At 62.2% G+C, this 24,905-nt stretch carries 26 protein-coding genes; 14 read left to right on the top strand and 12 right to left on the bottom strand.

Translation table 11 applies throughout. From position 1 onward, the window contains the following. The first annotated feature begins 283 nt into the window (after positions 1–283). Entirely contained in the window at positions 284–1,351 is a 1,068-nt protein-coding gene (locus ABIE20_RS10805) for a fatty acid desaturase (RefSeq protein WP_429505065.1), read from the top strand. A 108-nt stretch (positions 1,352–1,459) separates the two neighbouring features. Beyond that, complete coding sequence (locus tag ABIE20_RS10800) at positions 1,460–2,605, top strand: serine hydrolase domain-containing protein (protein ID WP_429505063.1); 1,146 nt, start codon at positions 1,460–1,462, stop codon at positions 2,603–2,605. 56 nt (positions 2,606–2,661) lie between these two features. Here the strand turns inward: ABIE20_RS10800 and ABIE20_RS10795 are convergent, their stop codons facing one another. Together ABIE20_RS10795 and ABIE20_RS10790 are read right to left on the bottom strand one after the other, a co-directional pair. Next, entirely contained in the window at positions 2,662–2,799 is a 138-nt protein-coding gene (locus tag ABIE20_RS10795) for a hypothetical protein (protein ID WP_429505061.1), read from the bottom strand. Between the two features lie 155 nt (positions 2,800–2,954). Next, a complete protein-coding gene (locus ABIE20_RS10790) occupies positions 2,955–3,965 on the bottom strand; it encodes a zinc-dependent alcohol dehydrogenase family protein (RefSeq protein ID WP_429505262.1) in 1,011 nt (336 codons plus the stop codon). Between the two features lie 174 nt (positions 3,966–4,139). On the opposite strand from ABIE20_RS10790, the gene ABIE20_RS10785 reads away from it, so the two are divergent. From ABIE20_RS10785 to ABIE20_RS10775, 3 genes are all read left to right on the top strand, one after another. Further along, a complete protein-coding gene (locus ABIE20_RS10785; RefSeq protein WP_429505059.1) occupies positions 4,140–5,054 on the top strand; it encodes a LysR family transcriptional regulator in 915 nt (304 codons plus the stop codon). A gap of 273 nt (positions 5,055–5,327) precedes the next feature. After that, positions 5,328–6,419: a DUF3616 domain-containing protein gene (locus tag ABIE20_RS10780; protein WP_429505057.1), complete on the top strand. Its 1,092-nt coding sequence runs from the start codon at positions 5,328–5,330 to the stop codon at positions 6,417–6,419. 75 nt (positions 6,420–6,494) lie between these two features. Further along, a complete protein-coding gene (locus ABIE20_RS10775) occupies positions 6,495–7,355 on the top strand; it encodes a LysR family transcriptional regulator (RefSeq protein WP_429505055.1) in 861 nt (286 codons plus the stop codon). On the opposite strand, the gene ABIE20_RS10770 is transcribed toward ABIE20_RS10775, so the two are convergent. Continuing rightward, positions 7,352–8,029, bottom strand: coding sequence for an ankyrin repeat domain-containing protein (locus ABIE20_RS10770; protein ID WP_429505054.1), 678 nt, complete (start codon positions 8,027–8,029; stop codon positions 7,352–7,354). The two genes, ABIE20_RS10775 and ABIE20_RS10770, sit on opposite strands and share 4 nt — an antisense overlap. A gap of 83 nt (positions 8,030–8,112) precedes the next feature. Here ABIE20_RS10770 and ABIE20_RS10765 point away from each other — a divergent pair, with 83 nt between their 5' ends. Then, positions 8,113–8,988 (top strand): LysR substrate-binding domain-containing protein, encoded by an 876-nt coding sequence (locus ABIE20_RS10765; RefSeq protein WP_429505052.1) that lies wholly within the window; start codon positions 8,113–8,115, stop codon positions 8,986–8,988. A gap of 33 nt (positions 8,989–9,021) precedes the next feature. Here the strand turns inward: ABIE20_RS10765 and ABIE20_RS10760 are convergent, their stop codons facing one another. Beyond that, complete coding sequence (locus tag ABIE20_RS10760) at positions 9,022–10,215, bottom strand: diguanylate cyclase domain-containing protein (protein WP_429505050.1); 1,194 nt, start codon at positions 10,213–10,215, stop codon at positions 9,022–9,024. Between the two features lie 162 nt (positions 10,216–10,377). Between ABIE20_RS10760 and ABIE20_RS10755 the strand changes: the two genes are divergently transcribed. Further along, positions 10,378–10,968, top strand: coding sequence for a nucleosidase (locus tag ABIE20_RS10755; protein WP_429505048.1), 591 nt, complete (start codon positions 10,378–10,380; stop codon positions 10,966–10,968). 150 nt (positions 10,969–11,118) lie between these two features. Then, complete coding sequence (locus ABIE20_RS10750; protein ID WP_429505046.1) at positions 11,119–11,955, top strand: 5'-nucleotidase, lipoprotein e(P4) family; 837 nt, start codon at positions 11,119–11,121, stop codon at positions 11,953–11,955. A gap of 72 nt (positions 11,956–12,027) precedes the next feature. On the opposite strand, the gene ABIE20_RS10745 is transcribed toward ABIE20_RS10750, so the two are convergent. The 3 genes from ABIE20_RS10745 to ABIE20_RS10735 form a co-directional block, all read right to left on the bottom strand. Then, entirely contained in the window at positions 12,028–12,864 is an 837-nt protein-coding gene (locus tag ABIE20_RS10745; RefSeq protein ID WP_045201227.1) for a bifunctional allantoicase/(S)-ureidoglycine aminohydrolase, read from the bottom strand. 96 nt (positions 12,865–12,960) lie between these two features. Further along, positions 12,961–14,160, bottom strand: coding sequence for an amidohydrolase family protein (locus tag ABIE20_RS10740; RefSeq protein WP_429505044.1), 1,200 nt, complete (start codon positions 14,158–14,160; stop codon positions 12,961–12,963). Positions 14,161–14,281: 121 nt separating this feature from the next. After that, complete coding sequence (locus ABIE20_RS10735) at positions 14,282–14,968, bottom strand: GntR family transcriptional regulator (RefSeq protein ID WP_429505042.1); 687 nt, start codon at positions 14,966–14,968, stop codon at positions 14,282–14,284. A gap of 515 nt (positions 14,969–15,483) precedes the next feature. Here ABIE20_RS10735 and ABIE20_RS10730 point away from each other — a divergent pair. Both ABIE20_RS10730 and ABIE20_RS10725 read left to right on the top strand, forming a co-directional pair. After that, positions 15,484–17,001, top strand: a complete 1,518-nt coding sequence (locus ABIE20_RS10730; protein ID WP_429505041.1) for an NCS1 family nucleobase:cation symporter-1 — start codon at positions 15,484–15,486, stop codon at positions 16,999–17,001. A 22-nt stretch (positions 17,002–17,023) separates the two neighbouring features. Next, complete coding sequence (locus ABIE20_RS10725; RefSeq protein ID WP_429505039.1) at positions 17,024–17,752, top strand: aspartate/glutamate racemase family protein; 729 nt, start codon at positions 17,024–17,026, stop codon at positions 17,750–17,752. A 105-nt stretch (positions 17,753–17,857) separates the two neighbouring features. On the opposite strand, the gene ABIE20_RS10720 is transcribed toward ABIE20_RS10725, so the two are convergent. Beyond that, positions 17,858–18,274 (bottom strand): glycine zipper domain-containing protein, encoded by a 417-nt coding sequence (locus ABIE20_RS10720; protein WP_429505037.1) that lies wholly within the window; start codon positions 18,272–18,274, stop codon positions 17,858–17,860. A gap of 47 nt (positions 18,275–18,321) precedes the next feature. Beyond that, the gene (locus ABIE20_RS10715) at positions 18,322–18,564 is read right to left on the bottom strand and encodes a hypothetical protein (protein ID WP_429505035.1); all 243 of its coding nucleotides are present in this window, start codon (positions 18,562–18,564) and stop codon (positions 18,322–18,324) included. Between the two features lie 250 nt (positions 18,565–18,814). Between ABIE20_RS10715 and ABIE20_RS10710 the strand changes: the two genes are divergently transcribed. The 4 genes from ABIE20_RS10710 (at position 18,815) to ABIE20_RS10695 (ending at position 21,880) form a co-directional block, all read left to right on the top strand. Further along, entirely contained in the window at positions 18,815–19,981 is a 1,167-nt protein-coding gene (locus ABIE20_RS10710) for a PAS domain-containing sensor histidine kinase (RefSeq protein ID WP_429505033.1), read from the top strand. Between the two features lie 95 nt (positions 19,982–20,076). Then, complete coding sequence (locus tag ABIE20_RS10705) at positions 20,077–20,322, top strand: DUF6021 family protein (protein ID WP_429505031.1); 246 nt, start codon at positions 20,077–20,079, stop codon at positions 20,320–20,322. Positions 20,323–20,425: 103 nt separating this feature from the next. Then, a complete protein-coding gene (locus tag ABIE20_RS10700) occupies positions 20,426–20,611 on the top strand; it encodes a hypothetical protein (protein WP_429505029.1) in 186 nt (61 codons plus the stop codon). Between the two features lie 3 nt (positions 20,612–20,614). Beyond that, the gene (locus tag ABIE20_RS10695; RefSeq protein WP_429505027.1) at positions 20,615–21,880 is read left to right on the top strand and encodes a hypothetical protein; all 1,266 of its coding nucleotides are present in this window, start codon (positions 20,615–20,617) and stop codon (positions 21,878–21,880) included. Positions 21,881–22,366: 486 nt separating this feature from the next. On the opposite strand, the gene ABIE20_RS10690 is transcribed toward ABIE20_RS10695, so the two are convergent. From ABIE20_RS10690 to ABIE20_RS10680, 3 genes are read right to left on the bottom strand one after another with little or no spacing between them, the layout of a single operon-like run. Beyond that, positions 22,367–22,792 (bottom strand): hypothetical protein, encoded by a 426-nt coding sequence (locus ABIE20_RS10690; RefSeq protein WP_429505025.1) that lies wholly within the window; start codon positions 22,790–22,792, stop codon positions 22,367–22,369. After that, entirely contained in the window at positions 22,789–24,120 is a 1,332-nt protein-coding gene (locus ABIE20_RS10685; RefSeq protein ID WP_429505023.1) for an ATP-binding protein, read from the bottom strand. Before ABIE20_RS10685 ends, ABIE20_RS10690 begins: the two co-directional genes overlap by 4 nt. Continuing rightward, positions 24,117–24,869 (bottom strand): response regulator, encoded by a 753-nt coding sequence (locus ABIE20_RS10680; RefSeq protein ID WP_429505022.1) that lies wholly within the window; start codon positions 24,867–24,869, stop codon positions 24,117–24,119. The genes ABIE20_RS10685 and ABIE20_RS10680 overlap by 4 nt, the downstream gene beginning before the upstream one ends. Between the last annotated feature and the right edge of the window lie 36 nt (positions 24,870–24,905).

The following is a 24,905-nucleotide window of genomic DNA, read 5'->3' as shown; positions in this document are numbered from 1 at the left end:
CAGACGTGTACAAACTGTCACTAAATAATTAAATCCTTACACAGGGCTGTAACACTGGGTCCACCCAAAATACACAGTTGCAAAGACGTGGGCTTGTCTTATCATTTTGAAGCTTGAAATGAGTCTAACAAATTCTTCGGCAAACAGGCGATTTCGTCTTTATTGAATGATGCGCATGCATTCATGCAGTGAATTTGAATGCCCGCTGTTTGAACACTCAAGCCATTGATTTAACCCGCTTGATGAGGCTGGTAATTATCCGACGCACGCAGAGGATGCAGTGATGAATGTCATGGAAAAAACGATCGAAACGGATCACCCGAATAGCGATCAGGAAAAGATCGCTACTGTCACCCGGCGCATTACCGAACACGGAAATTACCTGCGCAAGCGCTACCCGATCTTGCAGCACCAGGATGCGCTGGGGGCCAGTGTCATGGTGTTTTCGCTGGTGGGGATGGTCGTCACCGGCGGGCTCTACCTGACGGGTTACATCTCCGCATGGGTGTGCATTTTAATCAACGCGCTGCTGACATCGTTCATTCATGAAATCGAACATGACTTGATTCATCGCCTTTATTTCAGAAAACAGCCGCTGGCCCATAACGCCATGATGTTTTTCTGCTGGCTGGCCCGGCCGGGTATGCCCAGCCCCTGGTTAAGGCGCACTCTGCATTTTCATCACCATAAGGAGTCTGGAACTGATACGGATGTCGAAGCATGGATCACCACCAGTGGCAACCCCTGGGGGATACTGCGGTTGTTGAAACTGATGGACGGGTTTGTATTTGGTTTTCTGAACGCGGTTTTTGCGCCGGGCTGGCGGCAAAAGGTAAGATTGTTAGGCAAGATTATTCGGCTTAATACACCGTTCGGGCTTTTGTATTGGGGGTGCTGGTATGTATTCCTCGGCTACCATCTGTATGCCGGCCTTGGGGCAGTCATGGGGGTAGAGCTTCACAATAGTGCTGCGACATTGGCGGTAATGGAGGTAGTCAATAGCGCAGTGGTCATTCTTGTCGCGCCGAACATGATCCGCCAGTTCTGCCTGTTTTTTATCAGTTCCAATATGCACTATTACGGTGATGTTGCCCCGCGCAATGCATTGCAACAAACCCAGGTAATGAACGCCTGGTGGTTGTGGCCGTTTCAGCTGTTCTGTTTCAACTTCGGCAGCACTCACAGTATTCACCACTTCGTTGTAAGAGACCCGTTCTACCTTCGTCAGATGACCGCACCTTATGCGCACAAGGTCATGGCAGAAGCCGGTGTCAGGTTCAATGACTTCGGCACCTACAAACGGGCGAACCGTTATTCCATGGATCATGCTCAAACTCGCTCGCGGGGGTGAATTGCGCCCTGCCAGGCGGCGGGATTTTTACTGTCGCCTGGCAGGTGTGCTAACGGTCAAGTTCGGCAAGTAACAAGGGCAGCACTGTAACTACAAGGAGCCTTATATATGAAAGCGCAAGGGATGTGTGCGAAGCCGTTCGAAGCGGTCAAGCAGGCCTTCGAGCAGATGTTTGACGACCCGCAGGAGCGTGGCGCCGGGCTCTGCGTGCAGGTAGGCGCAGAGAGGGTTGTCGACCTGTGGGCCGGCATGGCCGATCAAGAGGGCACCAGGCCGTGGACCCGCGATACGCTGGCCAACACGTTTTGCGTGGTAAAACCCTACGTCGCGGTGGCCGTACTGATGTTGGTCGAGGAGGGCAAGCTGGAGCTGGATGCGCCGGTGGCCCGTTACTGGCCCGAGTTCGCCCGCAACGGCAAAGCCAAGGTCACCTTGCGCCAGGTGATGAGCCACACCGCCGGCCTGCCGGCGCTGCGAGGCCCCGACCATAACGCCATGATGTATGACTGGGAGCATATGCTGCGGGTGCTGGAAGCCGAACCGCTGTGGTGGGAGCCGGGAACAGACCTGGGGTATGGCACCACCACCTTTGGCTGGATTCTCGGTGAGCTGATTCGTCGGGTGGACGGACGAGAACCCTGCGCCTTCATCCACGAAAAGATTCTCGACCCCCATGATCTGGACGTTCACCTTGGCGTGGACGAAAAACACTTTCATCGAATCGCGCGTTTCGACAGTGCCACCGGGCGAGTCGGTGATCCTTACTCGCAAGCGCTGCGCGCCGTGCTGAAAAGCGAGCCAGCGCATATCGCCACATACGCCTTCACCAACCCCGGCATGGTGCCTAGACGCACCAGCGACCCGCGCTGGTGGGCCTATCGGCAACCGGCTGTGTGCGGGCATGGCACGGCTCATGGCCTGGCCGGTTTCTACAGTGCATTGCTGGCGGGCAACTTCATCGGGCCCGAACTGCTCAGCGAGTTCACCCGCGAGCACAGCCATGGCATGGACCGGGTATGGATGCGGCCAATGCGTTATGGATTAGGTTGCATGCTGGAACAGCAAGTCGACCCGACGGCGTCCCACGCCATGGGCCCGGACACCTTTGGCCATATCGGCCTTGGCGGCCCGATCAGTTTCGCCGACCCCGAAAGGCAAGTGAGCTTTGGTTTTGTCACCACGACCTCGGGCAGCCATGCGATGATTGACCCCCGCGCTGGCCGGCTGTCATCGCTTGTTTATGCGGCGCTTTGAGCGAGTTCTGCTAGGCAAAGCGGACCGCATCGGCGGCCCAGGACCATCGCTGGCGATCACTCCACCGCCGATTGCCCTGCGTGCAGCGAGCGGCGCAACAACGCTGCGGTTGCCGAACGTGCTTCAACCTCATCCAGCAACGCCTCGACCAGCGCGATGCTCATCTCTAGCGACTGCTCGGTGGCCCAAAGCAACCCGCGCACCTCGGCATCGACCAATCCACACGCGTGGGCGTTGGTCTGGTAGGCGCTTTTGAGCAGGATGTTTTCTTATACTGCGGCAAGATCTATGAATGATGAATCGGCTGCGCCAGACGAAAAGAAGGCGCCAAATTGGCGCCTTAAGGTTATTAAGCGATTTTGATCACAACCTTTCCAAATGCTCCCCTCGCGAGATGCTCGTAAGCTTCTCGTGCTTTTTCGAACGAATATACTTGGTCAATCACGGGACGAATCTTGTGTTCGTTGAGGAAAGCGTTCATCCGGTCGAATGATGAGCGTGGTGCCACAGCGATGCCGCGAATGGTCGTCTGGCGGAAAATGAGTGGCATCAGATTGAGTTCAACAGTTTGCCCTGTCAGAAAGCCGATCTGCGCAATACGCCCCGACGCTTTGGTCGCTGCGACCGATTGGTTGATACCACTGCCGCCGGCCACATCGAGTAGCAGATCCACACCCTTGCCTTTGGTCAGCTTCAGCACTTCGTCCGCCCAGTTCGGAGTCGTTCTGTAGTTGATACCCGCCACGGCCCCCAGCCCCTTCACGGTTTGCAAATTCTGGTCGCTACTCGACGTCGCAATTACCTTCGCGCCAAGCGCATTTGCGATCTGCACGGCAAATATGGACACACCTCCAGTGCCCTGAACCAAGACGGTCTGGCCCGGCTGGATTTGTCCAAAGTCCACCAGCGAATACCAAGCCGTGAGCGCAGCAATAGGAAGTGTTGCCGCCTCTTCGTCGCTCATGTTTTCGGGTGCACCGACGGCGCTGTCTTCATGGATGATCATGTATTCGGCCAAACCGCCGGGCAACGGCGAACCGAAGCAGTAATCGGGTTCGTTCGGTCCTGGTTCGCCATCCAGCCAGCGCGAATAAAGATGCGAGTTGACGCGATCACCGACTTTGAAACGTGTGACGTTGTCACCGACCGCTACCACCGTTCCGGCGGCATCGCTCACTGGGATCAGTGGTTTGGGCACCCTGTGCGGCTCGTAAATGCCGTCGACGATAGCCTTGTCGCGAAAGTTGAGCGAGACAGCACCGACCTTGACCAGCAACTCGCCAGCCTTAGGTTGCGGGGTCGCTACCTCTCCCAATTGCAAGTTGTCGAGTCCGAAATCTTTCAATAACCAGGCTTTCATTGAGAATCTCCAAATACACGTCAGTGGCTTCGAACCAGAGGCGGTTCTGCCTTGGGTGCATTTTTCGATATTGGTGGTGCGCAATAAATGCGTGGAGAAAGACATGATTGTTCTATCCTTGGAGAACAATCATGTTCAACTTCGTGATTCAGACGGGGCTCATAGGAAAGCGTCATGGAATTGCTTCAATCGATGCGACTGTTCGCCAGGCTTGCCGAACTCGGTAGCTTTACCAAAGCCGCCGAATCGCTGGACATCGGGCGACCTCAGGTCACCCGGTATATTCAAGAGCTGGAGACGTCATTGGGCGTGCGCCTGTTCCAGCGCACCACGAGAAAGGTGGCACTGACCGCCGAGGGCGAGCGGTTCTATGAGCGGGTCCAGGAAATTCTGGCGGGTATTTCTGCTGCGACCTCGATGTTTGACCGATCCGGAGCAACGCTCGTAGGCCGACTTCGCGTCGATATCCCGACCGCTTTCGCGCAAATGGAATTCATCAAAAGTCTTAAAGAATTCACCGCCTCCTACCCTGGTATCAACATGGTACTGGGCGTGACTGACCGGGCAGTTGATCTGATCGGTGAAGGCATCGACTGTGCGTTGCGTATCGGCGATCTACCGGATTCGACTTTGATCGCTCGCCCTATCGCGATGGCGACCATGGTGACGTGTGCAGCGCCCGAGTATCTGCACGAGTATGGAGAACCCGAAACACTCGACGATCTGCCCTCCCATCGTGGCGTTAACTTCTTGTCCGGTCAGAGCAATAGGACATTGCCTTGGCATTTCTCGGTAAAGGGTCAGGATCAAGCGTTTGTGAGTAACGCCGGCATCACCGTCACCGAGTCGAATGCGTACGTTCAGTGCGGCGTGTCGGGCTTCGGAATAATCCAGGCACCAGGAATCACTGTGGCCGAGCATTTGGACAGTCGCGGTTTGGTGGAAATTCTAAAGCCCTATCGGCCAGCCCCTCGTCCTGTGTCATTGCTGTACCCAAGCCGGACGCATCTGGCGCCACAGGTTCAAGTTTTTATTGAGTGGATGCAAGAGCGTTTTCCGCAGCTTCATTCCGACTGGCTGGAACCATAGCGCTCATTGAACTAGTTCCGTGAGCGTCTGCTTTGGGTCGAATACAGCCCTCCACAATACGTAACTTCTCGGCCACTCTACCCAAGAGGGCAGCGGCTATCCGCCGGTTCCCAGGCCAGCGATCAAGAAACCCTGCACGCATGACGGCGCCCCACGCCCAGCCGCCACAACCAAAAGAAGTGCCGCAGAGTCAGCCCCCCTGCCAACAACCTTGATTCCTACCCAACAGCCACTAGCCTTCACACACCTTCGCATCAACCCAGGCAATCCCCCATGACCAAGCCAGCCAACACCCTGATGCTGCGCTTTAATCCAGCATCTGCCTCATTGCGCGATGGCCTTTCAGTTACCCTGCAGATCGGCAACACGCTGTGGCTGGCCAACGACGAAACCACCAGCCTCGAGCGGCTGACCATCCAGCCCGCAGTACCCGGTGAGGCGGTGACGTGCGACGAGCACCACTCCTTCCCGCTGATGAAGTACCTGACCCTGCCCATACCCGATGCAGATGCCGAGATCGATATCGAGGGCCTGGCCTATGCCGCTGACGCGGGTTATCTCTGGGTCGTCGGCTCCCATAGCCTCAAGCGCAAGAAGGCGGAGGCCGACAAGTCTGCGCATAAGAACATCAAGCGCCTGTCGACCGTTGAGGCGGATGGCAATCGCTTTCTGTTGGCGCGCCTCCCGGTGGTGCAGCAGAACGACAGTTATGTGCTCGCCGACAAGGTGGATGGCGATGGACGTACGGCGGCGCAGTTGCATGGCAATGCGCTCGGCAACGACCTGACCGCGGAAATTGCCAGGGACGATCAGCTACGCGACTTTCTGCGCATTCCGGGCAAAGACAACGGTTTCGACATCGAAGGCCTGGCGGTCATCGGCTCGCGCCTGCTGTTGGGGCTGCGGGGGCCGGTGCTGCGCGGTTGGAGCGTGCTGCTGGAGATCGAGCCCGAAGCCGATGGCGACTCCACCGACACCCTGGTGCTGAAGAAGATCGGCCCGCAGGGGCGCGGCTACCGCAAGCACTTCTTCGCGCTCGACGGCCTGGGGGTGCGCGACCTGTGCAGCAGTGGCGACGATCTGCTGATTCTGGCGGGGCCGTCCATGGACCTGGACGGCCCGGTCACGGTGTTCCGCTGGCGCGGCAGCTTCGCGACCGATGAAGAGCAAGTGGTGTTTGCCGATCAATTGCAGAGGGTGCTGGAGGTACCGTTCGGCAACGGCGACGATCATGCCGAGGGCATGTGTTTGTTCAAGTCGGCGGAAGAGGGGAGTGAGCTTTTGCTGATCGTCTACGACGCCGCCGCGCAGCGTCGTAAACACGGTGACCGCAGTGTGGAAGGAGACCTGTTTACCCTCAGTTAGCGGCGGCTGCCCGGCATTGAGATCGCTTTTGCCGCTACACTACGGCTACCAGCATCGAAAAAACCGATACCTCCAATGCGCTACTCCCCAGAAGCCCTGCAAGCTTTCGTCGAAGCCGCCGCCCTCGGCTCCTTCTCCGCCGCGGCCCGCAAGCTGCGCAAAAGCCAGTCCACCGTCAGCGCCGCCATCGCCAACCTGGAAGCCGACCTGGGCGTTACCCTGTTCGACCGCCAGGCCCGGCAACCGGTGCTCACCGAAGCCGGGCGCAAGGTGCTCGGCCATGTGCAGGAGATCCTCGCCGCCAGCGAGCGCCTCGACCAGTTGAGCATTCGCCTGGCGGACAAGGTCGAGCCGCGGCTGACAATCGTGTTTTCCGACATGCATCAGCTCAACCCGGATAACCGGGTGATGCAGTTGTTCGAGCAGCGCTACCAGGACATCGAGCTGGAATGCATGATCGCCGAGGCGGGGGACGTGCTGAACCTGCTGCAGAGCGGCCGCGCACACCTGGGCATGCTCGCGGCGCAACCGGGCTACCCGGCGGATGTGGCCGCGACGCGGCTGGCGGCGCAGGCGCAGATGGGCATTTTTGTCGCCAGCAGCCACCCGCTGGCGCAGCTTGCGCAGCCGACCCAGGCGCACCTGGCCGGGCATCGGCAGTTGTATTTGAATACCTACACCGACAGTGTCAACAAACCCCAGGGGCGAGTGTGGTCGGCGCCGGATTATCTGATGCTGCTGGAGATGACCGAGGAGGGCTTTGGCTGGGCCGAGTTGCCCCACGGCCTGGTCCGCCAGTACGGCCATGGCCAGCTCACCGAGCTCAAGCTGCGTGGCTGGCCCCGGCCGATTGCAGTGGATGTGGCCTGGTCGAAGCTGACCCCGCCGGGGCCGGCGGGGTTGTGGTTGCTCGATCGCTTGCTGGAGAGCAGTTAAGCGCGGGCGCCGGCCTGTTCCAGCAGCACCTGCATTTCTTTGTAACCCCGCTGCCGCGCATGCTGCAGCGGTGTCACCCCCTTACCATCAGCAAGGTTCACATCCGCCCCGGCCTTGATCAGTTCACGCACGATCTCGACGTGCCGCTGGCCGCCGTCGCCGAGGATGATGGCTTCGAGCAGGGCGGTCCAGTGCAGTTTGTTGACGTGGTCAACCGCGACTCCTGCGGCGATCAGCAGGCGTACTGTTTCGACGTGGCCGCGTTCGGCTGCCGGTATCAGCGCGGTGCCGCCGTAGCGGTTGGTGCTGTTCAGGTCGGCGCCGTGGGCCAGGGTCAGTTTGAGGATGTCGTTGTGGCCACGGGCGCCGGCGTACAGGTAGGGGCTGTCTTCGATCGAGTCCTTGGCGTTGACGTCGGCGCCGGCGTCGATCAGTACCTTGGCGGCGTCGACCTGGTTGTTGTGGGTGGCCAGCAGCAGTGGCGTGCGGCCCATTTTATCGCGGGCTTCAAGCGCGGCGCCCTGGTCGAGCAGGCTGCGTACCTGGGCGGCCTGGCCGTTTTCGGCGGCGCTGCGCAGTTGGCTTTCGAGGGTGCCGCCGTCGGCACTGGCGGTCAGCGATGTGAGCATGGCAAACACCATTGCAAGGTGGGTGGACAGGCGTTCAAGGAGCATGGCAGTACCTCCTGGTGGGCGATTGCTCGCGGGCTCTAGCCATGTTAAAAGTCGTGCTCATTATTTAGAAGTTAAATAAAAGCATGTCTGTCAGTGAAAAATCGAATAGGCCGCTGTTTGATCTTGACCTGTTGCGCGCGGTGGTGATGGTCAGCGACTGCGGCAGCTTTACCACGGCGGCGGCGCGCCTGCATTCGACCCAGTCGACGGTCAGCCAGAAGGTCAGGCGCCTGGAGGAGATGGTCGGGCACAAGCTGCTCGAGCGCGGCAACCGCGACGTGCTGCCCACTGACGCCGGGCAGACACTGCTCGGTTATGCCCGGCAGATGCTTGCCTATAACGATGAAATGCTCGAGGCGATGTCGGGCGCCACGGTGGCGGTGACCGTGCGCCTGGGCGTGCCGGAGGACTTTGCCGCCGGGCGCACCACCCATCTGCTTTCGACCTTCAACCGCAAGCATCCGCAGGTCAAGCTGGAGGTCACCAGCGGCCTGTGCCGCGACCTCAGCGCCAGCTACGACAACGGCGAGCTCGACCTGATTTTGCTCAAGCAGCGGCGCAACAGCCGTGAGGCGGTGGCCTGCTGGCCCGAGAAGCTGCAATGGATTGACAGCGCCAGCAACCCGGCCTTCGACCAGGACCCGGTGCCGCTGGTGACCTTTCCGCCGCGCGGGCTGTACCGCGACGACATGATCGGCGCCATCGAGCGCATGGGCCGCCGCTGGCGCATCAGTTTCACCAGCTCCAGCCTCAGCGGCCTGCAGGCGGCGGTGGCCAACGGCATGGGCATCAGCCTGCTGCCGCTGCGGGCGGTCACTGCCGAGCATTTGAAGCTGACTTCGGAACTCGGCCTGCCGTCGATCGATGCCATGGAGGTGGCGATCATTCATCGGCCGACCGCCGACGCCATGGTCAAGGAGCTGGCCGCGGAGCTGGCGCGTACCCTGGCGAGCGAGTAACAGCCGCGGCGCTCTGCTGTACCTGGCGCAGCGCTACAGCGCATCTGCAGGCTGCTCGCTTGGCAGCCACCTGGCCGGCTGGTACAGGTGCACGCGATTACGGCCCTGGTGCTTGGCGGCATACAGGGCGTTGTCGGCCTTGGACAGCAAGCGCGAAAGGTCATGCTCGTCACGGCCGCTGGCGCCGACGATGCCGATGCTGACGCTGAGGAACCCAGGCTCCAGCAGCGGTAGCGCGTAGAAGCTTTCACAGATGCGCTGCGCCACCTGCTGGGCCGTTTGCGCGTCGGTATTGGCCAGCAGGCAGGCGAATTCTTCGCCGCCGATACGGGCGAAGACATCCTCCAGGCGCACGCTGTTGCCGGCGACCTGGGCGAAGGCGATCAGCGCCTGGTCGCCGGTCTGGTGGCCGTGGGTATCGTTGAGGCGCTTGAAGTGATCAAGGTCGCACAGCAGCAAGGCCACCGGTTCGTCTCGGCGGGCGCAGTCGGCCAGCAGTTTTTCGCCGCGGGCCATGAAGGCGCGGCGGTTACCGACACCGGTCAGCGGGTCGGTGTAGGCGGCGGCCTTGAACTTGAGTTCGGTGCGCTCGCGGACCATGGCCAGGGTCACGTAGGCGATGCCGATGGCGTAGAGCATCGATTCGAACAGCATGAACGAGAAAAACCCGGTGCCGTGGCCGTCGCTGGCGATTGCCTGTTCCAGCGATACGCCGTGGTCGGCAACCGTACGCACGCAGTAGAACCCGGTGTGCACCAGCATCAGCAGCAGCGCCGGCAGGTAGGAGACTTCAAGTTGGCGGCGGCTGCGCCACAGTTCAAAAATCGACAGGCCGCCGTAGCAGGCGGCCAGCAGCGAATACACCGTCACCCGCAGGCTGAGGTCGGTATAGAAGCCCGGCGTTAGCCCCCACAGTGACCAGAACAGCGCACCGGCGAGGATCCCCGGCAGGTGTGGCGGGCGGCCGATGAACACGCGCATGGCAGTCCAGTTCAGCGCCGCGCTGAGCAGCAGAATGATGTTGCCCAGCACCAGGGCGATGTAGTCGGGGGTCAGGCCGCGCAGGCTGATCAGGGTCACGCCGCAGGCGGCGAGCATGAGCATGCTGCCCAGGTAGCCCAGGGTCCGCTCGCGCACGCCGCGGCTCCAGGCGTGCAGGGTCAGCAGGCCCATCAGGGCAAAGATGAAAATGGCCACCAGCAACAGGGTCGGGATGCTCAGCAGCAAGGGTATCGCTCTCCGCTCATGGCCGTCTGGCCAACCGGCCAGCGCCGGTTTTCAGCGGCATGCTAGCCGAGGCTGTATTGCATTGTCAGCATCTCGCTGCCTTCGGCGGTGGGTTCGGCTATGCTGATGGCCGATCTGCAGCCCATTTGGAACCCTCGCTCAATGATGCTGACCCAGCAATTTCCCGATATTTCCCTGGCCGACACCCTGTTCGTCTTTGCTCTGGAGGCGGAAGCCGGCGAGCTGTTTGCCGAGATGAACACGCTGTTCACCGGCATCGGCAAGGTCAATGCCGCCATTGCCCTGACCAAGGCCATCCAGCAGCGCAAGCCCAGACTGATCGTCAACCTTGGCTCGGCCGGCAGCGCGGGCCATGGCAAGGGCACGCTGGTGTGCTGCACAGGCTTCGTGCAGCGCGACATGGACGTCACGCCGCTGGGATTCGCCCGCTACGAGACGCCACTCTCTGACATCCCGGTGCTGCTCGAACATGGCCAGCGCGTTGCTGGCCTGCCGGTGGGCATTTGCGGCAGCGGTGACAGCTTCGAAATCAGCCACGGCGCTGCCCCGTACGACATCGTCGACATGGAGGCCTACGTGCTGGCGCTGATCGCCCGTAACGAGGACATTCCCTTCCTGTGCCTTAAGTACATTTCCGATGACGCTGGCAGCGACGCCGCAGATGACTGGTCGGTGCAGGTGCACCTGGCCGCCGAAGCTTTCAAACGGGTGCTGTTCAGCCCAGAGGTCTGAGCCGCGGCAGCGCTCCTGGGGCGGCTAAGATGCGCGGGTGCGCCACATTGTTGCGCCTGCGCGTCGCGGCGATTGTGGCGCCTGCTTGCGTGCGGTATGAGTAGCCGACTCCCGCCGCCCAAGAGCGGGAGATCACAAGGAACGCCCCGAATGCCTCAGCTCAAGAACGCGATCTCTCTGGCCTTGCTGTTGCTGGCCACCCCTCTGGTTCACGCGCAAGCCGCCACCACCCCCGAAGCCGCCGTACGCTCCAACTTGCTGGTTGATGCGGTGGCCTGGCGCCAGACCGCAGCGGAATTCCGCGCCCTGTACTACCAGGGTTTCAACGTCGCCAAGGCGCGCCTGGACCAGGCCCTGGCCAACCAGAAACCCGGCGACAAGAAGCCTGCGATCATCAGCGATATCGACGACACCATACTTAGCAGCAACACCTACTGGGGCTTTCTGATCGGCCAGGACAAGGAGTTCTTCGATGACGCGGTGTGGGACCGCTGGGTCGCCGCCAATGGCCCGACCCTGACCCCGGGGGCGCTGGAGTTTCTTGAGTATGCCAAGTCGCGCGGCGTGGAGATCTTCTACGTTTCCAGCCGTGACCAGGGCGACAAGACCTACGAGTACGCGCTCAACAACCTGCGTGCGCTCAAGGTGCCGTATGCCGACGAAGCCCACGTGACCATCCTGCGCGAAAGCTCGAACAAGGAGCCGGCCCAGCACAAGATCGCCGAGCAGTACAACGTGCTGCTGATGCTCGGTGACAACCTCAACGACTTCGAGCGCAGCTTCTATGTCGACAAGGTCGAGCAGCGGGCGCAACTGGTGGACGCCAGCCGAAGCAAGTTTGGCGGCCAGTACATCATCTTCCCCAACCCCACCGACGGCCATTGGCTCAAGGCTATTTTCGGCGAGTCGGAACCGGCCGACACCCCGGCCAACCGGGCCAGGTTCCGCGAGGCGGCAGAGCAGGGCGCGTGGAAGCCGGCCAGCTGATTGAGGTGGGCCCTGAAACAAAAAATCCCGCAGGCCGAGAGGCCTGCGGGATTTTCAATGCAACCGTGAAACTTAGCGCTGCGGGTTGAGCACCAGGTTCATGTGACGGTTTACATCCTTGTACAGCAGGTAGCGGAACGGGCCCGGGCCGCCGGAGTAGCAAGCCTGCGGGCAGAAGGCGCGCAGCCACATGAAGTCACCGGCCTCGACTTCGACCCAGTCCTGGTTCAGGCGGTAAACGGCTTTACCTTCCAGCACGTACAGGCCGTGCTCCATGACGTGGGTTTCCGCGAACGGAATCACGCCGCCCGGCTGGAAGGTGACGATGTTGACGTGCATGTCGTGACGCATGTCGGCCATGTCGACGAAGCGGGTGGTGACCCAGGCGCCATCGGTGCCCGGCATCGGGATCGGCGCGATGTCTTTTTCGTTGGTGACGAACGCTTCCGGCAGGGCCAGGCCTTCAACCACCTGGTAGTGCTTGCGGATCCAGTGGAAGGTGACGTTCTTGCCACTGTTGTTGCGCAGGCTCCACTCGGCGGCCGGTGGAATAAAGGCGTAGCCGCCTTCTTTCAGGGTGTACGGCTTGCCCTGCAGGGTGATGTCGATTTCGCCTTCGACCACGAACAGCACCGCTTCGGCGTTCTTGTCCAGCTCAGGACGCTCGCTGCCGCCTTCTGGCGCCACTTCGACGATGTACTGCGAGAAGGTCTCGGAGAAACCGGTCAGCGGGCGGGCGATGACCCACATGCGCATCTTGTCCCAGAACGGCAGGTGGCTGGTGACGATGTCACGCATCACGCCTTTGGGGATGACCGCATAGGCCTCGGTGAACATGGCACGGTCGGTCAGCAGTTCGGTCTGCGCCGGATGGCCGCCGTGGGGAGCGTAGTAATTGGACTTCGACATGGAACACCTTCTGTCGTTGTTGTTCTGGGGTTTTGTGTTGCATCGCCCGTGGGCGATTGTCTTTCTCTGCGGCGCAAGCCGGCAGAAACCTGTTTGTTAGCGGGCGCGGACCTCGAACTGTAGCGTCGGCGCTGCCGGCAGCAGCTGGCCGCGACGCACCAGGCGGCGCTCGGCCGGTGCGGCGGCGACCGCAGCGGCGCCGTTGTCGGCCTTGAGCACGATAAAGGTGGCTTCGTTGCCGACCTTCAGACCGTAGTCGCTTTTGCCCAGCACTGCCGCACCGGCCGTAGTGGCCATGGCCAGTGCCACGTTTAAATCTTCATCGCTGTAGAAGCCCGAGCGGTAGCCAATCAGCATGGCGCGCTGGAGCATGTCGGCGTTGCCGTAGGGCCACCAGGCATCGCGAATGTTGTCGTTGCCGGCGAACACGTTCACCCCGGCGGCACGCAGGCGCAGGATCGGCGGGAAGCCATGGTCGCCCGGGGCGTTGGTCATGATTGCCACCCCGGCCTCGGCGAGGGTGGTGGCGGTACGCGCCACGACGTCGTCGTCGACCTGGCCCAGGGCATAGGCATGGCTGACCGCGACGCGGCCATCGAGGCCGGCGGCACGGGTGCGGGCGGCGATCCGTTGCAGTTGTTCGATGCCTTGCAGGCCGGGTTCGTGCAGGTGGATGTCGATCTTTACAGCATGGCGCTCGGCAATACCGAAGACCACATCGAGCTGACCGTCGGCGTCGCCGTCGAGGGTGGTGGGGTCGATGCCGCCGATCACGTCGGCGCCTTCACGGATCGCCGCCTCCAGTACTTCGGCGGTGCCGGGGCAGGACATCACACCGGCTTGCGGGAAGGCCACCAGTTCGATATCGACCATGCCACGCCATTTCTCCCGCGCCTCCAGCACTGCCTGCAGGTTGCGCAGGCCGGTGGTGGCGTCGACGTCGACATGACTGCGCATGGCCACGGTGCCGAATGCTACTGCCTGGCGAATCAGCGCCTCGGCACGTTCGAGCATCGGTGGGGCCGCGGCCAGTTCGCGTTTTTCGATGGCCAGGCGTTCACGCAGGCTGCCAGCCGTTTGATGCGGGTGCCAGCGGTCGCCGACAAAACTCTTGTCCAGGTGGATATGACCGTCGATCAAGCCGGGCAGCACCAGGTGGCCAGCCAGGTCGACGACCTCGGCACCTGCGCAGGGCGGACGCTCGCTGCCCAGGCTGACAATGCGCCCGTCGGCAACCGCGAGGTTGAGCGGGCTGCCATCGGCAGCAACAGCGTTGACGAATACTCGATCGATCATTTTCCAGCCCTTTGCCTGCTACTGATTCACACCCTATAGAAAGACCGCGCCTATCCACAAATTAAATATTGGAATCGGTTGCAGTGGTTTTCTGAATGCGAACCCCGGGCTTGAGGCGGGCTCAGCCCAGCAGGTGCTTGAGCGGGTGATAGTCGGCCTTGAGCGTTTGCGTGGCCTTGAGAATCGCCTCTTCGATACCGCGCAGGTGAGTGCAGACCAGCTCGATCGCGGCGGCCTGGTCACCGGCTTCGATAAAGCCCAGCAGGCGCAGGTGCTCGTTGCCGCGACAGGCTTCGTGGCGCTCGTCATCCAGGGTCGAGGCGTACAGCGAGCCGCGCTCGATCAGCTTGCGGAACCAGTCGAGCAGTACCGGGTTGTCGAGCACCTCGGCCAGGCGCAGGTGAAACTCACCCAGCAGGTGGACGTAACGGCCATGGTCGCCGGCGTCGGCGGCTTCTTCTTCGGCGGCCACGTGCTGGTGCAGTGGCGCGAGGATGGCCGGATCGGCGCGGCGGCACAGTTCGGTGACGATGCCGATTTCGACCAGCCGGCGGGTTTCGAACACCGAGCGGATGTCATCGTCGCTGGGCAGCGAGACCCAGGCGCCCTTGTTCAGTTCGGTGGACACCAGGCCGTCGGCTTCCAGTTGCTTGAGCGCCGCGCGCACCGAGGTGCGGCTGACTTTGAACAGCTCGGCCAACGACGACTCGCCCAGCTTCATGCCGGGGCGCAGGGTGCGTTTTCTGATGGCCTCGTGAACCCCTTGGTAGACGCGCTCTACCGTCGATGCGGGGTGTTTTTCCGTCATTACCAGCTCCGATATGCCTTGACCTTATAAGCATGCCGTAAATGAGGGCTGCTGTGCACCACTGATGACCTCATCGCGGGTCAAGCCCGCTCCTACAGAAAACCCATCGAGCTGTGGGAGCGGGCTTGACCCGCGATAGTTCTTGAATACACAAGTGTGTACTTGAGTAGCAAATTTATGGATACAAAAACTAGCCTTAGCGTTACTGGTTTTCTCACCGTAACGCTGTAGGCGATTGACCGTTTGATCAGGTTTATTCGCTTTTCAAGTGTTCAGATGAAAAATTAAATCTATAAAAATCAATAGTTTAATTGCATTTTCGGGATGCGCTCTCAGCCCCTTCGCCACCTATCTGGCACACATATTGTTCGTCGAAAATCGTTAGACAAAAATTGTATGCAATCTTTGTATGCATCGGCGCAGGGCAGCGCCAACACTGCGGTCCCACTCTTCAAATCCAACAATAATTCGCTGCAGAACCTGTACTCAGGTGCTGTAGAAGGAGCCCGGGGAACATGCAATTGGATACTTCCAACCCGCTGCAAACCGCCTACCTGCCGCCGCAGGCCGCGCCGCTCGAGCCAGGGGCCCTGAGCCCCCGGCTGCACAACGCCGACCTGGCGCCGACCAAGGCTGAAGGCCGGCGCTGGGGCGGCTACAGCATCTTTGCCTTGTGGACCAACGATGTGCACAACATCGCCAACTATTCCTTCGCCATGGGCCTGTTCGCGCTTGGTTTGTCCGGCTGGCAGATGCTCGCGGCGCTGAGCATTGGCGCGGTGCTGGTGTACTTTTTCATGAACCTCTCGGGCTACATGGGGCAGAAGACCGGGGTGCCGTTCCCGGTGATCAGCCGCATGAGTTTCGGCATTTATGGCGCGCAGTTGCCGGCGATCATCCGCGCGGTGATCGCCATCGCCTGGTTCGGTATCCAGACCTACCTGGCCTCGGTGGTGCTGCGGGTGCTGCTGGTGGCAGTGTCGCCGGACCTCGCACGCTTTGATCAGGACGCGATCCTCGGCCTGTCGAGCCTTGGCTGGGCGAGTTTTATCGCCATCTGGCTGGTGCAACTGGTGATCCTCACCTTCGGCATGGAGATGGTGCGCAAGTACGAGTCCTTTGCCGGGCCGGTGATTCTCTCCACCGTGCTGATCCTGGCGGTGTGGATGTACCTGCGGGTCGACGGCAACCTGGCCTGGTCGGTCGGCGAGCCGCTGACCGGCTGGACGATGTGGACCCAGGTGTTTGCCGGCGGAGCGCTGTGGCTGGCGATCTACGGCACGCTGATCCTCAACTTCTGCGACTTCGCCCGCTCGGCGCCGTGCCGCAAGACCATTCGCGTCGGCAATTTCTGGGGCCTGCCGGTGAACATCCTGGTGTTCGCGGTGATCAGCTTCGTGCTCGCCGGGGCGCAGTTCAGCATCGATGGCCGGGTGATCGACAGCCCGACCCAGATCGTTGCCGCGATCCCCGACAAGACCTTCCTGGTGCTCGGCTGCCTGGCGTTTCTGATCGTCACCGTGGCGGTGAACATCATGGCCAACTTCGTCGCCCCGGCGTTCGTGCTTTCGAGCCTGGCGCCGAGCCGCCTGAACTTTCGCCGCGCGGGATTGATCAGCGCCACTCTGGCGGTGTTGATCCTGCCCTGGAACCTCTACAACAGCCCGTTGGTGATCGTCTACTTCCTGTCTGGCCTGGGCGCGCTGCTGGGGCCGCTGTACGGGATCATCATGGTCGACTACTGGCTGATCCGCAAAGCCCAGGTGCATGTGCCCGACCTCTACAGCGAAGCGGCCAGCGGCACCTACCACTACACCCGCGGGGTCAATTACAAGGCGGTGGCCGCCCTGGTGCCCTCGGCCATTGCTGCCGTGGTGCTGTCGCTGGTACCGGCCTTCAGCGCCCTGACGCCGTTCTCCTGGTTCTTCGGCGCCGCCATTGCCGGCGGCGTGTACTACCTGATCTCTGATCGCAACAAACACTACGTGGACTGTTCCGGCGAGCACTTTGCCGTCGACAGCGCCCAGCACTGAGTTCTGCACAAGGAATACCGCAATGAGAATTTTGGTCGTAAACGTCAACACCACGCAGTCGATCACCGACGCCATCGCCCGCCAGGCGCGCAGCGTGGCTTCGCCGGGCACCGAGATCATCGGCCTGACCCCGCGCTTTGGCGCTGAATCGGTAGAGGGCAATTTCGAGAGTTACCTGGCGGCAGTGGCGGTGATGGAGCGGGTGCTCAGCTATGACCAGCCGTTCGATGCGGTGATCCAGGCCGGGTATGGCGAGCACGGGCGAGAAGGGCTGCAGGAGCTGCTCAATGTGCCGGTGGTAGACATCACCGAGGCGGCGGCCAGTGTGGCGATGCTGCTGGGCCATCGTTATTCGGTGGTGACCACCCTGGACCGTACCGTGCCGCTGATCGAAGACCGCCTGAAGCTGGCCGGGCTGGACAGCCGCTGTGCCTCGGTGCGCGCCAGTGGCCTGGCGGTGCTGGAACTCGAAGAAGACCCCCAGCGGGCCATCGAGTCGGTGGTGCGAGAGGCCGAGGAGGCGGTGCTGGTCGACAAGGCCGAGGTGATTTGCCTGGGGTGTGGCGGCATGGTCGGCCTGGAGGAGCGGATCCAGGCGCGTACCGGCGTGCCGGTGGTCGACGGGGTGACGGCGGCGGTGGCGCTGGCGGAGTCGCTGGTGCGCTTGAAGCTGAGTACCTCGAAGGTGCGCACCTACGCCACCCCCCGGCAGAAGCAGATTCTCGGGTGGCCTCGGGCGTTGTTGGGGTGAATTGATTTTGCCGTCTGCGCCGGCTCCCGCAGAGGTGGGTGGAATGCAGTCTCTGTGGGAGCTGGCCTTGCCAGCGATCGACCGCACAGCGGTCGGCTTTTTCAGTCAGCGGTGTTTGTGCTTACGCTTGTGCTTGTGTTTATGCCCACCGGAATCGTGACGGTTATCGTCGGCGATGTTGTTGCCCAGGGCGCCACCGGCCGCGCCACCGAGGCCGGCGCCGATGGTCGAGCCGGTGCGCCCGCCCACCTGGTTGCCGATCACCGAGCCACCGGCCGAACCCAGGCCGCCGCCAATCGCAGCTTCGGTGCGGTTGCCCTTGCGGGCGCCAACGGCGCTACCGGCGGCGCCACCGACGCCTGCGCCAATGGCCGCGCCGGTGCTGCCGCCGATCTGCTGGCCGACCACGTTACCCAGCGCCCCGCCCAGGCCACCACCAATGGCGGCAGTACCGTCCCCGGCGGCCATGGCGCCCTGGGAGAGCAGGAGACCCAGCGTCAATGCAGGTAATGAGATACGCATGTTGTTAGCCTCGGGAAAGACGGGAGTTATAGGAACAGCGGGGCCGATCAGTCATCATCGTCGTCACGGTCGCGACGGCGGTCATGGTCGTAGTTGCGGTAGCGGTCGTCATCGCGGTAGCGCTTGTTGTACTTGCGATGATCGTGATCGTCGCGGTCGTCCCAATCGCGGGAGTAACGATGGTCACGGTCGCCACGGCGGTAATCGTCACGGTCATAATCGTGGTAATAGCAGCCGGAGGCAGCCAGTACACTGGAGATCACCGCGATTTGCGTCAGCTGTTTCAGCACTGAGGGTCCTTGATCCGCAGAGCGGTAGGGAAGGTACAAACTCAGACTGTGTTTCCGGGATTTTGTTTCCGCCTGCGCCTTGTAATTTGCCGCAACAAAAAAGGCCCACCGAAGTGGGCCAAACGTTCTGAAGGGAGGAATTGGAGGATAAATCCTGTCCGGTTAAGCCGTCGTTAAGGCCGGGCAGGGTCTATAATTTTTTCGATTTGCCCGTCTTGACTACCACATCCCGCCCCGGGTCGGTGCCGCCATGCCTGCAGAGAACGAGCCGCTTCCCGCGTCGCAGATCCTCTTCGACGATGCTGATTGCGGTTTGCTGCTGACCGCCGAAAATGGCGAGATCGAGCGGGTCAACCTGACCTTCTGTCGCTGGATCGGCTATCGCCGCGACGAACTGCTGGGCCGCCCGATCCAGAGCCTGATGAGCCTGGATGCGCGCACTTTCCACCAGGCCTACTGGCTGCCGCTGCTGCAAATCCAGGGCTCTGTGGTCGATGTCAAATTCGACCTGCTGCACCATGATGGCTACACCTTGCCGATGATGCTCAGCGCCATCAGTTGCGAGCACGACAGTGGCGTTTTCCATGAACTGGCGCTGTTCAAGGCCGAAGGCCGGCCGCGCTACGAGCGGGCGTTGCTCAACGCGCGGATGCTCGCCGAGCAGCACCTGGCCAAACACCTTAAAATCCGCCGTGCCCTGGACATCGCCCAGGGCAAGTTGCGGGTCATTCATGCCGCCACCGAGAACCGTGCGCTGTTTGCCGAGCAGATGGTCGGCATTGTCAGCCACGACCTGCGCAACCCCTTGGCGGCGATCAAGATGGCCGCCGACCTGCTCGGGCGTGGCCTGCTCGATGCCAAGCAGACCCAGGTACTGGGTCACATCACCCACTCGGCCGACCGCGCACAGCGCCTGGTGGCCGATTTGCTTGATTTCACCCTGGTGCAGGTTGGTCGCGGTATCGCCGTGAGTGTGCAGCCGGTGCGCCTGCACGAGCTGATTGGCCAATGCCTTGAGGAGTTGCGGCTGGTGTTCCCCAGCCACCGGCTGGTTCATCAGGCGGCTGGTGACGGCGAGTTCGTTGCCGACAGCGACCGGCTCTACCAGCTGGTTGGTAACCTGGTGGCCAACGCCATGGCCTACGGCGCGCCGGGCAGCGAGGTCAGTGTCAGTTCGCGGTTCGAGAGCGAGCAGGTAGTGCTGGCGGTGCACAACCGTGGCACGCCGATCCCCCCGGAGTTGCTCGATAACCTGTTCGAGCCGATGATCCGCGGCAGCCACGATAACGCCGAGCTGCGCAGCGTAGGCCTTGGCTTGTTTATCGTGCGCGAGATCGTCCGCGCCCACGGTGGCGAGGTGGTGGTCAGCTCATCGAAGAAGGAGGGCACCACCTTTACCGTGACCTTCCCGCGCTGATGCAGCCCGCTGATCAAATCCGATCGCACGATTGGTTCGCGCCGGCCTCTCAATAGCATGCCTCTGGTTTCTGGAGGCGCGATCAGGAGGACTTCATGAACAAGCACAGCGACAGCGGCCCGCATTCGTCTGAACACGCCACTAAACCCGATGACCTGGGCTTCGATCCTGACTCGCCGGACCTCGATGATCCGCAGGTCGACCCCACCGGGCCGGCCAAGGCGCCCAACGAGCCCCGGCCCGACCAGACCGCCCGGGACAACGACTACAGCCCGGACTTCAAGTCCAAGCCCGAAGACAAACCGCGCAAGGATGCCGACATTGATACCGATGGCGGTTAGCAACTGCGCAGTTGACAGGCGCCCGCGTCTGGGCCAAGTTGGCCGCCTTCAAGCCTGACCTCGGTCGGGCTTTTGTTTTTTCTGGCAGGGATGTCGATCGATCGTGAAGTTTCTCAAAAAAACTGTGTGGTTTGTCCTGTGCGTCACCTCCGGGATTGTCATGGGCACCGGGCTGTTCCAGTTTGTCGGGCCTGGCGGCAATACCGACCTGGGGGCGATGCTGGTGATGATCGCGTTTTTCATGGGCTATTTTCTGCGCCCGGAACGCCCGCGGCGGGTGGTGCGCTGACGCATGGACTGGAAAACCCTGGAAACCAGCCTGGTCGAGTCGGCCCGGGCAACCCTCGAGGCGCTGCTCGCTGAAGGTGTCGGGCCGCTGTATGGCGCCGCCTTTCATGCCAGCTACCGCGAAGAGGAGCGGGTCATCGACCTGCCGTCGTTTGCCGCCAACAGCCTGGCGGCGCTGGATGAGGATCATCCGCGGCGCAAGCAGGAAGGCTTCTGGGGCGTGCAGTGGAACCCGGCGGACTGGCGCTGGGACTGGATGCTGGACGATTACGCCAACCCCATCCTGAGTGCCCTTGAAGCGCCGTTGCAGGCCTATGCCAATCGCGCCGGGCCGGGGGCCTGGACGGCGGCCGAGCAGCGGTTTGTGCAGACCGTGGCGCGCGCTGCCAAGGCGCTGAACCGTATTTACGCTAAAGACCCACGGCTGGCAAAGGACTTTATCGTGTTCTTCCATGATGAATGCGGTGGGCCGCAGCTTGCGGCCAAAAGCCTGACGCCGCGCCAGTTTCTGCTGCACTTCCCCGAACAGGACGCCACCGGCCAGGAGCGACGTCGGGTTGCCGCGCTGGCAGAGCAAGAGCAGGTGAGTTACTACCTGCGCTGCCTTGTCCGTCCACAGCCGATTGACGCTGAAGAGGCCTGCCGCTGGCTGATTGCCCGGGGTGCCAGTGACACGGCGGCGCTGGTGCAGATGCTGCACAAGGGCCCGGAGCGCTGGCGGGCGGCGATGCTCCTGGGCCTAGCCGGGGTCGCCGACCCGGCGGCAATCGCGGCGCTGCGCTTGCAAGTGGCCAGCGGCACAGAGCCGAGCACGCGCAGGTGGAGCGCCAACGCGCTGGGTTACCTGGGTGATTTCGAGTGGTTGCTGGCGCAGGCTGCTGACGCAGAGCTGGCGAGCTTTTCGGTGGCGGGTTGCTGCGCCAACCTTCGGGCCTTTCGGGATCAGGGCGCGCAGGCGCCGGTGCTTGATTACCGGCCGCTGGAAACCCTGCTGCAGCGCTATCCGCAGTGCGCAGCGGACGCCGGGGAGGTGATCAAGCCGGGTTCCAGCTACTGCGCCATCAGCAACAGCGATATCGAGGAAGCCTTGCGCGGCCTGGCATCCGCGCATGTTGCCATTCGCCGCCATGCCGCCTGTGTGCTCGACAACCGCCGGCTGGGCAAACGCAAACTGGCACCGGTGCTGGTTGCACTGCGCCAGTGTCTCGATGACCCAGACCCGAAGGTGGTGTACCTGGCCGGCCTGACCCTGGAGTCGCTGCAGCGCTGAGACGGGCAACCTGCCTCTGTCTTGGCAGCCACTGGTCCAGCGGACAAAGCTCCACTGTGGGAGCTGGCTTGCCAGCGATGAGGCCGGTGAAGTCAGCACATCAGCTAGCGCCTGGATTGCGACCGCTTCGCGCTCGATCGCTGGCAAGGCCAGCTCCTACAGGTTCGGTGCATGCAGGTCTATTGTGGGAGCTGGCTTGCCAGCGATGAGGCCGGTGCAGGCGGCACATAAGGTGGTGTCTGGTTTGCGACCGCTTCGCGCTCGATCGCTGGCAAGGCCAGCTCCTACAGGGCCGGCGCATGCAGGTCTTTTGTGGGAGCCGGCCTTGCCGGCGATGAGGCCGGTGCAGTCAGCACATCAGCTAGCGCCTGGATTGCGACCGCTTCGCGCTCGATCGCTGGCAAGGCCAGCTCCTACAGGTCCGGTGCATGCAGGTCTATTGTGGGAGCCGGCCTTGCCGGCGATGAGGCGAGTGCGGTCAGCACATCACCTGGCGCCAGATCGCCTGGCGCCACACAGGCCCAACCATACAAAGGACAGCAACCACAGGTAATACCCATAGGTGTATTCGGTAACGGTGAACTTTCCGTCCTCGTCATACACACTCACCAATTGCCATTGCACCGACAACCCGGCCAGCAAGGCCAGCAGGGCATAGATCAGCCGGCGTCTGCCACTGCGGGCCCGGTACGCAGCCAGGAACAACGGGTTCGCCAGCCAGGCGAAGTAGCCGAACAGCATCACCGGCATGCCGATAATGGAAGCAATGAAACCTGAACTGATGGTGTGGCTGTACTCCTCGCGCAGCCAGTTGTGCTCCTCGCTGTGCACTGCCGGGAGTATCAGGCTCAGCAGGTACAAGACCAGGGCCAGGTGATGCCATTGCGGCCGGGGCAGGCGCCATCTATTCATCGTGGCAACTCGATACGCGCCACCAGGCCGCCGCCCTGGCGGTTGCTCAGCAGCAGTTCGCCGCCTTGCTCACGCACCACCGAACGCGCCGACGACAGCCCCAGGCCAACCCCACCGGTATCGCGGTTGCGCGAGGATTCCAGGCGAAAGAACGGCATGAACACCTGTTCCAGCGAGGCTTCGGCAATGCCCGGGCCACGGTCGCGGATTTCGATGACGACAGCGTGGGCGCCGCTGCTCAACTGCACTTCGGGCTCACGGGCGTACTTCAGGGCATTTTCCACCAGATTGGTCACGGCGCGCTTCAAACCCAGCGGCCGACCATGGAACACCAGGTTGGACGGGCCTTGGAAGGCAACCTCGATCTGCTGGTCGCGGTAGTCGTCGACCAGGGTTTGCAGCAGCTCGGCAAGGTCGAACGGGGTGGTTTCTTCCAGGCGGGTTTCGTCACGGAAGAACCCCAGCGCGGCGGTAATCATGCTCTGCATTTCATCGACATCGCGGAACAGCTTGCGCTGTTGCTCCGGGTCGTCGATGAACTCGCCGCGCAGGCGCATGCGCGTCAGGGGCGCGCGCAAATCGTGGGAGATGGCGGCGAGCATCTGCGTGCGTTCGGCGACGAAGTGCTGGATCTGCGCCTGCATGGTGTTGAAGGCAGTAATCGCCTGGCGCCATTCGTGCGGGCCTTCAAGGGCGATGGGTGGCGCGCGAAAGTCACTGCCAAAGCGCCGCGCCGCACGGGCGAAGCGCTGCAGCGGGCCGGCCAGCTGACGGGTGCCGACCCAGGCCACCAGCAGCGCGGCAACCAGGGCCAGCACGCCGATGATGGTAAAGCGCATGGCCGTGCTCAGGCCCCAGCTGCGGTACGGCGGGGTGAACGCCAGCCAGCTGCCGTCGCTGATCTGCATGACCAGTTTGTAATGGGCGTCGGCGCTGTCCGCCGGCCAGTCGCCGGGCTGGAAGCCCTCCAGCTGGCGCGGGCTGTCGGCCAGCAGGCGCTGCAGCGGCGGCGCCTCTTCCAGGGTAATCCGTGCCCCCGGCCCGGGCAGTTGCAGGTCCGCGCGCTGGCGGCTCCATTGCACCTCGAGCAACGGGTTGCTGGCGGCACTGGCCAGTGTCGGGCGCAGTTCGGGTGGCGCGGCTTCGAGGGTGCGGGTGGTGACGGCGATCTGTTCGAGCAGGCCGGTCTGGGTCAGCGGCGGGCGCGCCCAGACCCCGGCCAGCTGGACGAACAGCACATTGAGCGCCACCGAGGTCAGCATCGCCGCGATGATGGTCAGGGCGATGCGCCGGCTGATGCTGTCGCGGCGCAGGTCGAGGCGGATCATGAGCGGCTGACCTTGGCACTGAACAGGTAGCCGCCATTGCGCACGGTGCGGATCAGCTCCGGGCGCTTGCTGTCCGGCTCGATCTTGCGCCGCAGGCGGCTGACCTGCACGTCGATGCTGCGGTCGAAGGCCTCGTGGCCCTGGCCACGGGCGAGGTCGATCAACTGCTCGCGGGTGAGGATGCGCTGCGGGTGTTCGAGGAACACCAGCAACAGGTCGAATTCGCCAGCCGACAGCGGCACCATCACCCCTTCGGGGGTGCGCAGTTCACGCCGGGTAACGTCCAGTTGCCAGTGGTCGAAGTGGATCAGCGGGCGGGTTTCTTCCTGAGTCGGCCGCAACTGCTCACCGGCCCGGCGCTGTACCGCGCGCAGGCGGGCGAGCAGTTCGCGGGCGTCGAAGGGCTTGCCCAGGTAGTCGTCGGCGCCCAGTTCAAGGCCGACGATACGGTCGCTCAGTTCATCCATGGCAGTGAGCATGATGATCGGGATGCCGGTGTTGGCGCGCAGCTTCTGGCACAGGCTCAGGCCGCCTTCGCCGGGCAGCATCAGGTCGAGGATGATGATGTCCGGGCGCTGCTGTTCGATGGCCGCCCACATGGCCTCGCCATTGCCGGCCAGGTCGACGTCATAGCCGTGGCGAACAAAGAACTTCTTCAGCAGGGCACAAATTTCCAGGTCGTCATCGACGATCAGCAGTCTGCTCACGTTGTGTTCCACGGGCCGTGAAAAGTGCGTATCTAAAACCATTCTGCGCTGCCGGTCATTTATTTCAATCTCGCAACA

The organism is Pseudomonas sp. 2835 (genome assembly GCF_050435905.1).
Taxonomy (GTDB): domain Bacteria; phylum Pseudomonadota; class Gammaproteobacteria; order Pseudomonadales; family Pseudomonadaceae; genus Aquipseudomonas.
The sequence above is the reverse complement of the archived record's forward strand: the minus strand, read 5'-3'. Positions and strand labels throughout refer to the sequence as shown.

Excerpts from the sequence above, each read along its gene's own strand:
- ABIE20_RS10805 (WP_429505065.1), top strand. The coding sequence starts at position 284 with ATGAATGTCATGGAAAAAACGATCGAAACGGATCACCCGAATAGCGAT.
- ABIE20_RS10800 (WP_429505063.1), top strand. The coding sequence starts at position 1,460 with ATGAAAGCGCAAGGGATGTGTGCGAAGCCGTTCGAAGCGGTCAAGCAG.
- ABIE20_RS10790 (WP_429505262.1), bottom strand. The coding sequence starts at position 3,965 with ATGAAAGCCTGGTTATTGAAAGATTTCGGACTCGACAACTTGCAATTG.
- ABIE20_RS10785 (WP_429505059.1), top strand. The coding sequence starts at position 4,140 with ATGGAATTGCTTCAATCGATGCGACTGTTCGCCAGGCTTGCCGAACTC.
- ABIE20_RS10780 (WP_429505057.1), top strand. The coding sequence starts at position 5,328 with ATGACCAAGCCAGCCAACACCCTGATGCTGCGCTTTAATCCAGCATCT.
- ABIE20_RS10775 (WP_429505055.1), top strand. The coding sequence starts at position 6,495 with ATGCGCTACTCCCCAGAAGCCCTGCAAGCTTTCGTCGAAGCCGCCGCC.
- ABIE20_RS10770 (WP_429505054.1), bottom strand. The coding sequence starts at position 8,029 with ATGCTCCTTGAACGCCTGTCCACCCACCTTGCAATGGTGTTTGCCATG.
- ABIE20_RS10765 (WP_429505052.1), top strand. The coding sequence starts at position 8,113 with ATGTCTGTCAGTGAAAAATCGAATAGGCCGCTGTTTGATCTTGACCTG.
- ABIE20_RS10755 (WP_429505048.1), top strand. The coding sequence starts at position 10,378 with ATGATGCTGACCCAGCAATTTCCCGATATTTCCCTGGCCGACACCCTG.
- ABIE20_RS10750 (WP_429505046.1), top strand. The coding sequence starts at position 11,119 with ATGCCTCAGCTCAAGAACGCGATCTCTCTGGCCTTGCTGTTGCTGGCC.
- ABIE20_RS10745 (WP_045201227.1), bottom strand. The coding sequence starts at position 12,864 with ATGTCGAAGTCCAATTACTACGCTCCCCACGGCGGCCATCCGGCGCAG.
- ABIE20_RS10740 (WP_429505044.1), bottom strand. The coding sequence starts at position 14,160 with ATGATCGATCGAGTATTCGTCAACGCTGTTGCTGCCGATGGCAGCCCG.
- ABIE20_RS10735 (WP_429505042.1), bottom strand. The coding sequence starts at position 14,968 with ATGACGGAAAAACACCCCGCATCGACGGTAGAGCGCGTCTACCAAGGG.
- ABIE20_RS10730 (WP_429505041.1), top strand. The coding sequence starts at position 15,484 with ATGCAATTGGATACTTCCAACCCGCTGCAAACCGCCTACCTGCCGCCG.
- ABIE20_RS10725 (WP_429505039.1), top strand. The coding sequence starts at position 17,024 with ATGAGAATTTTGGTCGTAAACGTCAACACCACGCAGTCGATCACCGAC.
- ABIE20_RS10720 (WP_429505037.1), bottom strand. The coding sequence starts at position 18,274 with ATGCGTATCTCATTACCTGCATTGACGCTGGGTCTCCTGCTCTCCCAG.
- ABIE20_RS10710 (WP_429505033.1), top strand. The coding sequence starts at position 18,815 with ATGCCTGCAGAGAACGAGCCGCTTCCCGCGTCGCAGATCCTCTTCGAC.
- ABIE20_RS10705 (WP_429505031.1), top strand. The coding sequence starts at position 20,077 with ATGAACAAGCACAGCGACAGCGGCCCGCATTCGTCTGAACACGCCACT.
- ABIE20_RS10695 (WP_429505027.1), top strand. The coding sequence starts at position 20,615 with ATGGACTGGAAAACCCTGGAAACCAGCCTGGTCGAGTCGGCCCGGGCA.
- ABIE20_RS10690 (WP_429505025.1), bottom strand. The coding sequence starts at position 22,792 with ATGAATAGATGGCGCCTGCCCCGGCCGCAATGGCATCACCTGGCCCTG.
- ABIE20_RS10685 (WP_429505023.1), bottom strand. The coding sequence starts at position 24,120 with ATGATCCGCCTCGACCTGCGCCGCGACAGCATCAGCCGGCGCATCGCC.
- ABIE20_RS10680 (WP_429505022.1), bottom strand. The coding sequence starts at position 24,869 with ATGGTTTTAGATACGCACTTTTCACGGCCCGTGGAACACAACGTGAGC.